General features: G+C 39.4%; 17 protein-coding genes. 10 read left to right on the forward strand and 7 right to left on the reverse strand.

The features are described 5' to 3' along the window. The first annotated feature begins 1 nt into the window (after window position 1). The 7 genes from HZB59_02385 (at window position 2) to HZB59_02415 (ending at window position 5164) form a co-directional block, all read left to right on the forward strand. Window positions 2-1705: a hypothetical protein gene (locus HZB59_02385; GenBank protein MBI5020258.1), complete on the forward strand. Its 1704-nt coding sequence runs from the start codon at window positions 2-4 to the stop codon at window positions 1703-1705. Next, entirely contained in the window at window positions 1702-2346 is a 645-nt protein-coding gene (locus HZB59_02390) for an ABC transporter ATP-binding protein (protein ID MBI5020259.1), read from the forward strand. Before HZB59_02385 ends, HZB59_02390 begins: the two co-directional genes overlap by 4 nt. A 1-nt stretch (window position 2347) precedes the next feature. Next, window positions 2348-3022 (forward strand): heme exporter protein CcmB, encoded by a 675-nt coding sequence (locus tag HZB59_02395; GenBank protein MBI5020260.1) that lies wholly within the window; start codon window positions 2348-2350, stop codon window positions 3020-3022. Between the two features lie 78 nt (window positions 3023-3100). Further along, entirely contained in the window at window positions 3101-3787 is a 687-nt protein-coding gene (ccsA, locus tag HZB59_02400) for a cytochrome c biogenesis protein CcsA (protein ID MBI5020261.1), read from the forward strand. Next, window positions 3788-3922 (forward strand): CcmD family protein, encoded by a 135-nt coding sequence (locus HZB59_02405; protein MBI5020262.1) that lies wholly within the window; start codon window positions 3788-3790, stop codon window positions 3920-3922. A 3-nt stretch (window positions 3923-3925) separates the two neighbouring features. Then, complete coding sequence (locus tag HZB59_02410; GenBank protein MBI5020263.1) at window positions 3926-4315, forward strand: cytochrome c maturation protein CcmE; 390 nt, start codon at window positions 3926-3928, stop codon at window positions 4313-4315. A 132-nt stretch (window positions 4316-4447) separates the two neighbouring features. Then, on the forward strand, window positions 4448-5164 hold the full coding sequence (locus HZB59_02415; protein MBI5020264.1) for a metal-dependent hydrolase: 717 nt from the start codon (window positions 4448-4450) through the stop codon (window positions 5162-5164). A 13-nt stretch (window positions 5165-5177) separates the two neighbouring features. Here the strand turns inward: HZB59_02415 and HZB59_02420 are convergent, their stop codons facing one another. After that, window positions 5178-5411: a hypothetical protein gene (locus tag HZB59_02420; GenBank protein ID MBI5020265.1), complete on the reverse strand. Its 234-nt coding sequence runs from the start codon at window positions 5409-5411 to the stop codon at window positions 5178-5180. Between the two features lie 111 nt (window positions 5412-5522). On the opposite strand from HZB59_02420, the gene amrB reads away from it, so the two are divergent. Beyond that, window positions 5523-6566: an AmmeMemoRadiSam system protein B gene (gene amrB / locus HZB59_02425; GenBank protein MBI5020266.1), complete on the forward strand. Its 1044-nt coding sequence runs from the start codon at window positions 5523-5525 to the stop codon at window positions 6564-6566. A 54-nt stretch (window positions 6567-6620) separates the two neighbouring features. On the opposite strand, the gene HZB59_02430 is transcribed toward amrB, so the two are convergent. The 4 genes from HZB59_02430 to HZB59_02445 all read right to left on the reverse strand — a co-directional run bounded on the left by HZB59_02430 (window position 6621) and on the right by HZB59_02445 (window position 10484). Further along, complete coding sequence (locus HZB59_02430) at window positions 6621-7739, reverse strand: linear amide C-N hydrolase (GenBank protein ID MBI5020267.1); 1119 nt, start codon at window positions 7737-7739, stop codon at window positions 6621-6623. A gap of 233 nt (window positions 7740-7972) precedes the next feature. Further along, window positions 7973-8485 (reverse strand): hypothetical protein, encoded by a 513-nt coding sequence (locus HZB59_02435; GenBank protein MBI5020268.1) that lies wholly within the window; start codon window positions 8483-8485, stop codon window positions 7973-7975. A gap of 152 nt (window positions 8486-8637) precedes the next feature. Beyond that, a complete protein-coding gene (locus HZB59_02440; protein ID MBI5020269.1) occupies window positions 8638-9549 on the reverse strand; it encodes a tetratricopeptide repeat protein in 912 nt (303 codons plus the stop codon). Window positions 9550-10244: 695 nt separating this feature from the next. Further along, complete coding sequence (locus HZB59_02445) at window positions 10245-10484, reverse strand: hypothetical protein (GenBank protein MBI5020270.1); 240 nt, start codon at window positions 10482-10484, stop codon at window positions 10245-10247. 242 nt (window positions 10485-10726) lie between these two features. Between HZB59_02445 and HZB59_02450 the strand changes: the two genes are divergently transcribed. Then, the gene (locus HZB59_02450; GenBank protein MBI5020271.1) at window positions 10727-11275 is read left to right on the forward strand and encodes an HD domain-containing protein; all 549 of its coding nucleotides are present in this window, start codon (window positions 10727-10729) and stop codon (window positions 11273-11275) included. Window positions 11276-11514: 239 nt separating this feature from the next. Here the strand turns inward: HZB59_02450 and HZB59_02455 are convergent, their stop codons facing one another. Continuing rightward, the gene (locus HZB59_02455; GenBank protein ID MBI5020272.1) at window positions 11515-12429 is read right to left on the reverse strand and encodes a DUF1207 domain-containing protein; all 915 of its coding nucleotides are present in this window, start codon (window positions 12427-12429) and stop codon (window positions 11515-11517) included. 126 nt (window positions 12430-12555) lie between these two features. On the opposite strand from HZB59_02455, the gene HZB59_02460 reads away from it, so the two are divergent. After that, on the forward strand, window positions 12556-13332 hold the full coding sequence (locus HZB59_02460) for a hypothetical protein (GenBank protein ID MBI5020273.1): 777 nt from the start codon (window positions 12556-12558) through the stop codon (window positions 13330-13332). 51 nt (window positions 13333-13383) lie between these two features. Here the strand turns inward: HZB59_02460 and HZB59_02465 are convergent, their stop codons facing one another. Beyond that, window positions 13384-14475, reverse strand: a complete 1092-nt coding sequence (locus HZB59_02465) for a histidinol-phosphate transaminase (protein ID MBI5020274.1) — start codon at window positions 14473-14475, stop codon at window positions 13384-13386. Between the last annotated feature and the right edge of the window lie 11 nt (window positions 14476-14486).

Consider the following 14486-nt stretch of genomic DNA (forward strand, 5'->3'; position numbering starts at 1 on the left):
TTTGCCGCTAAAAATAATATATCCGACATTGCTCATCATTCTAATCTTGTTTGGCAGTAGTCAAAGTCTGTCTCAAAAGATCGGAAATCGGAATGTTGAATTAAAGGAGTTATTAGATAATTCCGATCTTCATAATTCCTTGTTAGAATCTTCAGGTGGTAAATGCGGACTTGGATTGATGTTCCAACTGCGCAGTCAGATAAAAAATATGAGTAGTAAGCAAAAAGATCGGTTGAGTGCTCTCCTATCTCCACCGATACTTCAAGTGGACACGATCATCGGAAAATTCCGGATATTTTATGATACCACAGGAGTCAACACACCGGCATTGTTGGATGATCAATTTCAAAGAATCGCGGGTACCTGGAGTGCATACGTTGATTCTCTTGGTAGGTACCTGAATTACACTTGGAATTACTTTGTCGATAATCTTGGATACGATTCACCGCCATTCCAATCGGGCAATAATTATTATAATATATACATCGAAGAATTATATACACCGTACAATCCGCTTTATGGAGAAACTGTATTTCAAGAATCAGATAGGTACGGCAGTTTTATTCCTCCTCGCTTCACATCTTACATCAGGATTGATAATGATTTTAAAGATTTAAAAAGCGAAGGAATAGCAGGTCTTTCTGTTACTTGTGCACACGAGTTGCATCATGCTTTTCAACTTGGCAGTTACGGTTACCGTGAAAACGATATTTATTTTTATGAGATCACATCAACCTGGATGGAAGAATTATTGTTTCCTGATGTAAATGATTATTTACAATATTTGAGAGGATCACTGGGTTATCCAAAAGGGCAGTTTCTTTATCCGGATGTTTCTTTTACATCATCATCATGGATGGTAAGCTACAGCCGCGCTATTTGGGGGAAATATATTCAAAAAAAATACTCGCCTCTGGTTATGAGAAACTCGTGGAATTATTTCAGACAAAAGAATGCGTTGAATGCTATCGATGAAGCGCTGGCTGAGGTTGGGAGTTCTTTCCGAAAATCATTTTTAGAATGGACTATTTGGAATAACAACACCGGTCCGGGTTGCGATACAACGTTGTATTACGATGATGGAAAATATTTTCCACAAATTAAATCTAACGCTCCCATAGAGTATATTTCGGACATGAGAGCATTTAGTGATTCACTCGAAAATCTCAGTTCGGTATACCAACCGGTATGTTTGCTAAAATCTATTTCGGATAATTGTAATTCAAGTCCGCAGATGATGGTAATCGTAACAAATCTGAATTCAACATACCCGGCAGGCACAATATTTACATTCAATTATGAACTGTCACCAAGGGGTGGGTGGGATTATAAAGAACTGTCGAACGGAATATTTACACGACTAAATGTTCCCGATCCTGAAAACTGGTCATCACAAGAAAGTATCCCAAGTATTGTCTCAGATATAGTGGTATATCCAAATCCGTTCAAACCGCAAAATATGAAACCGCTGACGTTCCGATTGCCACCAACGAAAAAAGATAATGTTAATTTGTCGATATTCACTTCATCAATGGATAAAGTCATCCAAAAAGATTTGGATGTGATGAGTCAAAATTACGAACCATATATCAGTTGGGACGGGCATGATGAAAGCGGAAGATTAGTTGCTAGCGGAATATATTTTTATGCTCTTAAATTGAATGATAAAGAATACATCGGAAAATTTGCGGTAATTAAAGAATGATGAACACGATATTATTTCAAACCGAAAACATCGCGAAGACATTTAACAATCGTAAGATATTCAGCGAAATATCATTTTCACTGAAAGAACGAGATTCAATTGCAATAACAGGAAGAAACGGATCGGGGAAATCAACATTATTGAAAATTCTTGCCGGTGTACTTACCCCCACACGCGGTACAACCGATCTGAAAATTAACAATACAACCATAAAACCTGAAGACTACTATAATCAACTCGGGTTGGTTTCTCCATACTTACAACTGTATGATGAATTCACCGGATGGGAAAACTTAGATTTCTTCCGACGCGTACGCAATATTAATGTTGAAGATAAATATTTAGATGAACTGCTATATAAATATAATATTTGGGAAAGAAGAAACGATTACGTACGTACTTATTCATCCGGGATGAAGCAACGTTTGAAATACGCATTCGCAATGATCCATAAGCCGCCGATACTTCTCTTGGATGAACCAACATCAAATTTAGATGCCGAAGGGATTGCGACAGTTTATAATACTATGGAGGAACAGAAAAAAGTCGGAATTCTAATTGTCGCTACAAATGATGCTGAAGATATCAAGCATTGCGGTCAGGTGATCGACCTGAATCAACAAGCAGGGAGAAGAAAATAATATGGGTGATTCGATAAAAATTATATATTCAATCTTTAAAAAAGATTTATCCTCTGAATTAAGAACCAGGTATGCTCTTAACGCATTGCTGATGTTTGTGATTACTACTCTATCGATAATTCTATTTTCAATCGGAAACGAAAACGTATCACCTGAGTTATTATCGGGAGTCTTATGGATTATCATTTTCTTTTCCACCATGTCTGGGTTGTCAAGAACTTTCGTCAGCGAAGAGGAGAGAGGCACAGTCATGACTCTCCACTTAATTGCGAAACCATTAAAAATATATATCGGCAAACTGTTCTTCAATCTTGTCCTGCTGTTTGGATTAAATATTTTTACTGTCGTACTTTACCTTATATTCGTCACGAGCTTTTCAATAGGAAATTATGCGATTTTTATTACAACGATCGTCTTGGGTACCTTCGGGCTCGCAAGCGGTTCAACAATTATCGCGGCGATAATAGCAAAGGCAAACACTAAAGGAACCTTATACCCTGTGTTGTCGTTTCCAATATTATTACCGCTGCTTCTAACGGTAATCAACGCAACAAAACTATCGGTTGATAACGTACCGTTTGCAGATGCTTTAGGAGAATTTCAAATTTTGTTCTCATATCTCATCGTGCTAACGGTTATATCTTTTTTGTTGTTCGAATTCATTTGGAAAGAATAAAAGATATTTTGCTCCCTATTGTTAATTTGCGTATTTTACATTGTAATTAATCATAAAACAGTTGAATTTCGAGCATAAATGGCATTTAAACTGATTCTTGGTGCTTGGTTGGGTGTTATTCTCATAGTCGGGTTTTCTTTCCCAATAACGCCAAATCCGGCACATTGGTACGATCTTCCGTTCGTCCCTGGACTGGAAGATAAAGCACGCATATTATTTTTTCATGTCCCGATGGCATGGGTAACAACACTCGCTTTTATTATCTCTTTAATTTATGGAGTCAAATATCTCGCGAAGAAAAATTTAGATTCTGACCTCATCTCGTTTTCTTCCGCCGGACTCGGAATGATGTTTTGTATCCTGGCAACAGTTACAGGTTCCTTATGGGCAAAGTTTACGTGGGGGTCGTTCTGGAATTGGGATCCGAGAGAAACTTCTATTTTTGTTTTGCTCTTAATTTACGGTGCTTACTTCGCGCTGAGATCAGCGATTGAAGGTGCTGAAAAGAAAGCGACGCTTTGTGCAGTGTACGCAATAATTGCCGGCATTACGGTACCGTTCTTCATTTTTATAATGCCACGGATAGTTGAAGGACTCCATCCTAACGAAGCAATAGTTAGTAAAGGAAAAATCTCCATGAATGTAACAATGCTGGTGATATTTTTAAGTTCACTCGCAGGTTTTACGGCATTGTTTTTCTGGATACTAAATTTAAAAGTCCGGGCGGAACGACTCGAATCAAAATATCATCTGAAAGGAGAATAAGTGTTCGAATTTTTCTCACAAAACGCGTTATACATTGTCTTATCAATCGTTCTTATCGGATGGGTGGGAATCTTTTGGTACCTTTTGCGGTTAGATAAGAAAATGGCAAAACTTGAAAAGATGTTTAAGGATTAAAAAATGAAATTGAAGATCGTGATCGGTGGAATAATCGTAGTTGCCGCAATCGTTTTCGGTGCCCTCTCATTCGTTGAATCGAATGTTGAGTATATGGATTTCGGTAAAGCGATGAGTGTAAAGAAGAAAGTTCAGGTTAAAGGAACCTGGATGAAAGAGAAGGAATCTTCGTTTGACGCAAACTCAAAAGAATTTTCTTTTTATATGAAAGATGATAGCGGGATTGAGCAAAGAGTGGTATTCAAAGGAGCCAAACCGAATAATTTTGAAATAGCTGACGCGCTTGTTATAAAAGGAAAGTACAATAACGGAACATTCCATGCGAGCGAAATATTAACGAAATGTCCGTCGAAATATGATGTTAAGCCGGGTGAACAAAGCAAGCCGATGTAAATATTTTTTACAATCCGGATCATTATTGAAGGTTGTCTCGAAGAGGCAACCTTTTTTTATTCCGGTAACTCCAGTAGTGACTATTGAGCAATTGGATTTATTTTATTATCTTTTACAAAAAAGGGGCATAATATGAAATCTAAAAAATCACGTTTAAAAATTACCTGGTTAGGTCATGCGGCATTTCTGATTGAAACTTTAAAAGGGAAGAGAATACTGATAGACCCCTGGTTAGAGAATCCAAAAGCGCCACCGAACACAATTGGTATTCAAAATATCGATTTGATATTAATTACACACGGACATTCAGATCATATCGGAAACGCTGTTGCGATAGCAAAGAAAACAAACGCAAAAGTAATCGCTATTTTCGAATTGTATCTTCACCTTGCTAATCAAGGATTGTCGAATGCGCAAGGGATGAATAAAGGAGGCACGTTGGTTCATGATGATATAAAAATCACGATGGTCGACGCGAAACATAGTTCAGGCGTCGATTATGAAGCGAAGGTAATTACGGGAGGTGAAGCCGCAGGTTTTGTCGTCGAGTTGGAAAATGGATTTAAAGTTTATCACGCAGGAGATACATCGGTGTTCGGCGATATGAAAATAATCGGAGATATATATAAACCTGATTTAGTTTTGTTGCCAATCGGTGGTCTATATACAATGGGACCAGAAGAAGCGGCTTATGCATGCAGGTTACTAAAACCAAAATATATTATCGGGATGCATTACGCCACATTCCCTATACTTACGGGCACACCTGAAGCGTTGAAAAAATTATTACCGGCAGAAATGAAAAATAAGGTTATCGAATTAATCCCCGGAGAGATGATCGATATCTGATGGGGTGGTATGTTTACTTTGATTTAAAATCTTTTTGATTTACAGGTTCAGCGATAAATAAACGTGAACAAACATCACCGTTGAATTTCTTCGTTATTTTACATTGCTCATGATGTTGTTTTATCTCTTCAATATTGTTTACATCGGAAGAAAAACAATAATTATCCAGAACTTCGCCGCATTCTGTACAATATTTTACCGGACTCTGTGTAGATTTGTTATTTGATTTTTTAGCAATTCTCTTCATACACTATTTTATGTTAATTGAACATATTAATATACAAAATTGGATTTTAAATTTCCTATTATTTAAAACAGAAGAATATCAAAAGTAGTTCAAATATTAAAGACGAATATTATGAAATCACACCTAAACACTCTCTTACTGATAATCACCATTCTTCTTCTTGCTTTTACGGGGGTGGCACAATCTGTCCGGCCGATTCGCGACGATGTTGGATATTGCTGGAAAATGAGTGATATAACCAAATTAATCGATTATCTTGAAGTAAATGAAACAGGGAAAAAGATAGATAATATCATTGCAGGTATTTTACCGCATGATGATTATCTCTACGCGGCAAGAATATATTATCCGCTTTTTCGTTCGATAAAATCGAAAGAAGCTGTAATCTTTGGCGTAACACACGGAACCGTGCGCAAAGAAATCGGTGATCCGCAGAATATAATATTGCTGGATGGATATGATGAATGGAAGGGGCCTATAAAAAACATTCAGATATCACCGCTTCGGGAGTTTATCAAGGCGCATCTTGATACATCCCTCTTTAGAGTAAACAATAAAGCTCATGAACTGGAGCATTCAATTGAAGGACAGTTACCTTTCCTGCAATATTATAATCCCGACATAAAAATAACACCGATCATGGTAACGGCAATGACGTTTGAAAAAATGGAAGAGGTTTCGGCGAAACTGGCTGCAATCATTTCGGAATATGTTAAGGAAAAGAATTTGATAATCGCGAAGGATATAGTTTTCTTGATCTCATCGGATGCAAATCATTATGGCAAAGACTTTAACAACATTCCGTTTGGAGAAGATTCTGCCGCTCATAAGAAAGCGATCGAGCAAGATATAAGAATCGCTGATAATTATTTGAAAGGTGAAATTCAACCTGAAAAGATAAAAAAGTTTACTGAAGAGATGAAGAATGTAGTTTGGTGCGGGAAGTATTCCATCCCTTTCGGTTTATTAACGACAAAGAAAGTCGTTGAGATTGTTCAGGATAAGAATATAAAAGGTGAAATAGTTAGATACTCTGACACATACACCGAAGGCGTGCTCCCGGTAAAAGGGACAGAGTTAGGAACAACCGCCCCATTTTCACTCAAACACTGGTGCGGATTTTTGAGTGGGGTGTTCTATACTGACATTAAATAGTTGTCCAGTCATTAATTACTTCATCAACTGATCTTGATTTTGGATCGAAGCTTATTATTTTGATGGAGAGCTTTCACATCTAAATTTATCGAAAGTTTTGATCTGTTGCCGCAGTTCTTCAGATTTGATTTTCATTTTCCATTTCTTAGCCGCGCGTGTTGCATGATTAACATGAATGTCAAATGAATAATCTTTCAACTTATCGGTAATATCACCTGAGAGTCTTTCATTTATATCAATCATTTTTATAGGAGATTGACAGGAGAAGTCTAGTTCCTCAAAGTCTATCATTCTAATTTCGTTGTGATTGATGGTTTTAAAAAATATGCGGCGACTCTTTGTATCAAAAACCATACTCCAAAGCGTTGGACTCCCATTTATCTTTTGACCACTTACCTGATCCAGTATTTCGAAGGCATAGTTAATAACCGATTGGGAATCGCCCGGCTCATATGATGATACCATTTCTGCGGCTCTTGTGAATCGGCGTAAGGACGAGTTCGTTTTTGCAGCCGGCTTTACAATCTTATTCAGAACGGAGATTTTATTCCATTCCGATATTGATTGATCATAAGTACTGTTTGCCAGAACAGTGACCGGAAGATTTTTACCTGAGTGAGCCACCATTTTCCCGTTCAGGAATTCAATGGTAGCACAATTACCATATTTGTCGCTGATCAGGTAATGAGGAATAAAGTAAGGCGGAACATTTCCAAATGTACGCAGGGAGGAATCGGTTGCAATAACTTCTTCAACCGTTGAGAAATTATCGAGCATGTACTGTAACCATAAAGAAGTATGTATCCATGGTCGCTCATCAGGTTTAGGAAATTTACTCTCTCTAAGTCCCATTAAACTGATGACGAGTCCTGCCTCGTTCATCCCCGCGAACGCGGCTTGACCCGTAACCAGATTGAAGCTGACACTTCCATACTTCGATCTCCAGCATAGATGTTTGCTGAACGAATCAGATTCTAAAAAATCTTTTGATACGTTCCGTTTGTTGACAAAAATCAATCCCTCAGGAATATCTTTCGGATAATCGTAATTTGATCCGAATACAGCATAACCACTATTCCTTAGACAGAACGATGTACACTCCTGCGGTGCCGGTTGAGCCAGTATAAGATTGATTGAAATGATGAAGAGGAGGAAATAATATTTAATTTTCATAAATGCCGTTGTGAAGTGAACTTTCTTTCAGTTGTCATGTTGAGCGCAGCGAAACATCTCAATGATCGAAGTATAAGATTCTTCACTTCACTACGCTCCGTTCAGAATGACATGTGAGAGCAACAGTATGTTCCGGTGAAAAATAAACGATGCAGGATATCTTTTTATATTGACGGCGCCTGTCTCATCATCTTTTGATGGGAACCTTTTATAAAGTGTTATGCGAAACGCGGCTATGGTATAATATTGAGTTCACATATATCTTCTGCTTGGGTTCCTGCTATTAGGTCATGAAGCACTGCCCGAATTTTGTATTTTCCTAATGGATCGCCTATTTCAGGCATAATTGTGAATGCGCGATCTGCAAGAATATAACCGAAGTTTGAAGAAACATGTTTTTTAGAATCTAGAAATTCATCATTACGATACACTTCTTTTCCATCTGGCCCTTCAACGCTAATGTCAATTCTGTAATGTCGAATTGAATCGCGAGAAAGCGAAAGGTTTGCAACAATGAAGCCAGCGTTTACCATCTGCCCAACATGTGCAACATTAGTCGTATCAATGCGCGGATGATGGTGATAGTCAGTTGTCATCCATTCTTCTTCAAAATTCAAATTTGCAGAAATAAATGCGTCTATAAATGGATAAGACGGTTCATCGTGAGATAATGTGTCATTTTGGGCTTGCGTTATAGTAAGCAAACATATTTGCAGGATCGTAACGTATATTAGCCTTTTAGTCATATAATAAATGCCTTCAAAGAATTGGTACAAAGTTTATATAGCCGCGTTGCGCATAACGCTGCGCGGGAAAAACGAACGTGCGAGCGAACGGCTCTTGCCCATTGAGGGGTGTAGCCCGCACAACGATTTTGAGACATCATAATAGAGTATTGCTATTGTTCAATACGTTTCCTCAACTTGTTTGCCATCTCAATGTCGAGCGTCTTAAGCTTTTCATAAATAGTCGAAGCGGAATCTTTGTGCCCAGTCAGAAGATAGCATTGACCAAGAGCGTAGAAGTTCATGGGGTCAGATGACCCAAGCTTGGCGGCGTGGTTTAGAGCGACAATGGCTTCAGCGTATTTCCCCATCTTCCCGTATACAACGCCTGAATTAGTATAGGCTTTTGAAAATTTATTATCTAGTCCGATTGCCTTTTGAAAACACTCAGATGCTTTTTCTAACTGCCCAAGTTTTCCGTAGGCTTCTCCCAGAGCATTATGAAGGTCAGCCTCATCGTTATGAAGCTCCACAGCCTTCTTATACGATTCGGTTGCTTCGGGGAAACGATTGAGTTTCGCTTGGATGGAGCCTAGACGTGCATATGCTCTCCAGTTCTTTGGATCCCTGACTGTTCCTCCGAGAAAAATGGCTGCCTTCACTTCGTCTGTGGATAGCCCAATAAGTTTCTCGAGTCCTTCTCCTCCATGGCCAGAACCTATCTCCTTGATAGATGCTATTATCTCTTTAGCTTCTTCAACTTTGCCTAAGACAAGATCGGTTAGAACGAGGTTGTGAAGGGCTATTATTTTATTTTGTGAAGAGCGTAATTCGAGAAACGTATTTCTTGCACCTTCCCAATCACCTTCGATGGTTTGTGCAACACCCATGTTCAGTTTAATGTTGTCATAGTCGTGCGTATTTTCTTTGACATGCGATAACAACTCGCGGTAGTAGCCTACAGTAAAATCTTCAACAGTTGATTGGGCAAATAGATTGCAAGCGATAATTAGAGATAAGAAAGTTAAAAACACAATTGACTCAGTATGGTAATTTGATCGTTCAGTAATAGTTTGAATTTGCATGAAAACTCCTTTCCTAATAGTTGCGTGGCACCTATCATTGCGCAGGAAAAACTAAGTGAGCGGACGTGAGCTTCTTTTGCACACGAACCAACCACACACATTTTGTCGCTACGCTTTTTATTTTCAATTTAATTATCTAATATTTTATATTCGTCTTTCATGCAAGCTCATCAACATACTCACGCACTCTAAATTTCCCTATATCAACTTCCACTACGCGTGAGTTCTCTCAATATCAACCCATCTCTTCGTGATGTTTAAATTAGGGAACATTCTTCAAAGAGTCAAGCAAAATATCTTCCGTCAACACTAGATTTTCATCTTTTTTATTATCTTATCTGCATAACCGTCTCCCATTAAAAGGCGCCGCCTGTACATATATGGTGTTTAAGTTTATTTATTGGCAATAATGCTTAAAATGAACGTTTTTAAGGGAAAATACGGTTCGCACATTCAATCGGGGAGTTCTAACTTCCAACCGGTGCTCTTACAGGTGTTGGGCGGGACTTCCAACTCCCAATCTGTAAGCCCGTACTTACTATCCGTCAATCTCCAATTACTATCCAGGACTCTCTATTTACAAGATGCCCCGGTTATCGCACCGCCATACACTCTCCAAATACAATTTGTAACATCGCACTCATCGTCTGCAAATCTCCAACTTCCATCCGTAACTCCGCACCAACTGTACGGGGCTACCCGGCGGGATCTGCAGGTCCGCACTTCCCATTTGGAGAGTTGCACTTTCCTTTTGCATACCCGCACCCGGCAAGTGCCCACTTGCTCTTGCCGTTTGGAGAGTGTACGGTGATAGGAATATTTACCTCGATACCTTCTGCGTTTACCCGCACGGGCGGTGCGCACTGTATCCTGCTTGATGGGAAACCCACGCCGTTAATTGGAAAAACAACTACAGCGCAAATAATCTCCCACACTGGGGTATACTGCTGGGAGGGAGCTTTGCTCCTGACCGAATATATCGGTGTACAGGTCGGGAGTATGTGCGCCAGAGGCGCATCAGCCTTAGGCTGAAACTCCCTGCCAACGAAAGTAAAAGAAAATAACTCATCCTTTATCTTTTATCCTTCATCCTTCTACTCAAATTGCATTTCTCCAAAAATATTCCAATCTTTTCAATCATCACAATTATTTCAATCATTACAATCATTCAATTAAAATGAACAGACAAGATGCTTTATCTCTTCTGAAAGAATACACAAAAAACGAAGCGCTGTTAAAACATATGTACGCGGTTGAAGCGGCTATGCGCGCCTATGCCCGCAAGTCGGGTGAAGATGAAAATAAATGGGGGATAGTTGGTTTACTCCACGACTTTGATTATGAAATGTACCCAAACGCGCCCGATCATCCGCTAAAGGGATCTGAGATATTGAAAGATAAAGGATATCCTGAAGATGTTCGGCGAGCAATTCTGGGACATGCAACCTACAGCGGTGTTCCGCGCGATACGCAAATGGCAAAAACTTTATATGCTGTAGATGAATTGTGCGGATTTGTTATGGCATGCTCGCTTGTGCGTCCGAATAAAATTGCCGACCTGCAACCATCGTCGGTCAAAAAGAAATTGAAAGATAAAAGTTTTGCCGCCAATGTGAACAGGGAAGATATTATAAAAGGAACAGAAGAGTTAGGCGTTCCGCTGGATGAGCATATCCAGTTTGTTATAGATGCGATGCGCTCAATTTCGTCGGAACTTGGGCTGTAGCTGCACATTATACTTTGTTGTAATGAAACTTCTCATGACCAAAAGAGAAATGTCTGCCTGGTTATTGGGATTGACACAAAAGGAAATTTTCAGGTAGCCGCAGACTTTATGTCTGCGATAGTATCACAGAAACGCAACCTGAAGGTTGCGACTACCACCTAAATCTTACTTATTGGTCAAGACCAAAAGAACAAAACTGCTAAGGTTGTAGGGAGTTGTCACAAGGTAAACCTCCCAGCTTAGAAATCAACATTAAATCCCGCGCCAATTGTTTCTAAACGCTGATCGTAATATTCACCAAAGAGATGTCTACCTTTGTAGTATGAAAAGAAAAGATTGAATCCTTTCCCATACGCGCTTCCGATTTTAATCCCAGCTTCGGCATGATGAGATGGGGAGTATTTTGGCGTACCTGTCATTGTCATGGTGTATGAAATGAATGGAGATAAATTTTGGTTGAGGATCTTCAAGTTCAACCGTGATGTTGTAAACTCGATACCTGCCAAACCTGCAAGTCGCTTAAATTCAGCCGGCCTGTTTAGAGTGGCGTAAGATATTCCGCCGTAGTAGCGCAGTTGCTCTGTTCCGTAATTAAGATGGTGAAGTAAAACAAGTTCGCCAAAGTCACGCGAAAAGGGGATGGGACCACCTTCTTTACTCCACTCGCGCGGATATGTGTGAATCCAGTAATTCCCATCAGCAAGATGAGCGCTGTGATGAAGAATCCGTAAACGCGCCATCGGTTTGCTGAATGAATCTGTACATGCGACTGTAATGTTTCCGCCGAAGAATCCGTCTATCGCATCGATCTGAAGATAAAGTCCCTCAGAATCTTTTACGTAGGCGTAAGCGAAGAAATCAATGCCTACTCTGAAAACTAATTTGTTAAGAGCAGTTTTATATTCAATAAGATCGATTGAATTGCCAAGTTCAACTTTCATTTGTGCGCGGTCTAAGAAACGAACCAAACCAACTCGTGTTTCCTCAGTATTTGTCTTCAATGGCGGAAATTGCAAACCGCCGGGGAAGAGGTTGAAATTCGAAAGCGATTCCGGTTGAAAATTCTCATCTACGGCTTGTGAATATGCACGAGGGCTGATGATATTCAGAAAGATAAAGAAGATTAGAGACGAAAAATATTTAAAACGCATCATTTGCAAATTAACTCCGTAAAATAATTCGTCAATATAACGAATTTGTAAAAGAAAAAGAATATTTTGGAACTGTGCGGATATTTTAATACATTTTCCAAATTGAAAATATTTATTAGGAGAACTAAAATGAAGCGATTGTTATTAATAAGCGGATTGATCTTTATCTTCTTTCTTCCATTGTTATCTCAAGAAGATGAAGAAGAAATACCTATGCCACCAAAGAGGTCTCTACCTGCGAAATTAGGTGGTGCGGGTGGATTCACACAAAACCTGCTATTCTTAAACCTGGATCCGATAAACGATTATCTTGGGCGAAGTGGTGCCGCGAAATTCGAAAAACAACCGATGCTATTACTTGGCGGACAAGGTTACGGATATATCATGCTTGTGCAGAATCTTCGCATCGGCGGAGTTGGTGCCAGCGGAACGATGAAGAGTGCTTCAATCGATACGGGTATCTACCCAAATATGAGGCGTGACGTTGAACTGTCTGTCGGTTTTGGCGGAATGACAATAGAATATGTTTTACCTATAGTACCGCGACTCGATATTTCTGCAGGCATCATGCTTGGCGCCGGTTCTACCACATTGAAAATATGGCGTAACCAAAACCCGAATAAAATCTGGAACGATATCTGGGATGAATACGGGAATAATAACATTTCATCGTATGAATATGCACGCACATTGAATGGGGCATTCTTCATCTACCAACCGCAGGTCAACATTGAATATGCGGTTTTGCGGTGGGTTGGAGTACGATTAGGAGTTGCTTACAACGGTATGGCTGCGCCGGAATGGAAGTTAGATGATAAGTACGATCTTATCGGAGTTCCATCGAATATCAGCGGTAAAGGTTTGATGCTTAACGGAGGAATATTCCTGGGTACATTCCTATTTTAAAAAGAATTATTATCAAATCAATCGGAGCCGGTTTTTTACCGGTTCCGATTTTTATTTTCCTCTTAACAACTCTTTCAACTTTCCAATAAAAATTTGATTTTGTTCCATTGTTCCTACAGTTACGCGGATACAATGCGGTAATCCAAAAGCTTTAAGCGGGCGAACTATGATTCCTTTCGATAATAACCCTTGGTAAATCTGATTCACAATGTTTTCATCTTTAAACACGATTGTTACAAAGTTGGCATGTGAAGGAATCACTTGCAGATGCAGATCGCGCAACGCATCGGGTAGATACCTCAATCCTTGATTATTCAGTTCAACCGCGCGTTTTACAAAATCTCTGTCATCAAGTGCCGCGATACCCGCCGCCTGTGCCAATAGATTTGGCTCGAAAGATAATTTAACTTTCATCAGGTTTGTGATTAGATTTTTATGAGCGAAACCATATCCGAGTCGCAAGCCCGCGAGGCCATAAATTTTAGAAAATGTCCGAAGTGTTATAACATTGTCGTAACGGTATTGCATTGAATCGGGGTATTCCGGATTATGCTGTGCATATTCGAAGTACGCTTCGTCGAGTATAATTAAAGTGCGCTCTGGAATATTTTTATAGAAAACATCGAACTCTTGCTTGCTGAAAATTGTGCCTGTAGGATTATTGGGATTTGCAAGGTAAACTATTTTTGTATGGGCGTTCACTTGCTTGGCAAGCGCGGGAAGATCGTAATGCCAATCGCGGTAAGGGACAGTTCTGTACTTAATACCGCGCGATCGTGCTAAAACCTGGAAGCCGATAAATGCCGATTCGGTTGTAAGAACTTCATCATCGTCGCACAAAAAAGTACGGATAATGAAAGACATTATCCCATCAGAACCATTGCCGACAATTACGTTATCAATTTTCAGATTGTACAATTTCGCCAGCTTGACTCTCAAATCATATCCGCCGTTTGGGTAGAAATTAACTTCACCGATATGTTTTTGGATTGCAGCGATAGCAAGAGGAGAGGCGCCAATCGGATTTTCATTCGAAGCCAACTTTATAACTTTCTTTATCCCGAATTCACGCTGAACTTCGTCTATCGGTTTTCCCGGTTTATATGGTTGTAACGATTCAATATATGGTGGAACTAAGGGCATAACAATAAGGA

Source organism: Ignavibacteriales bacterium (genome assembly GCA_016214905.1).
GTDB lineage: Bacteria > Bacteroidota > Ignavibacteria > UBA10030 > SZUA-254 > PNNN01.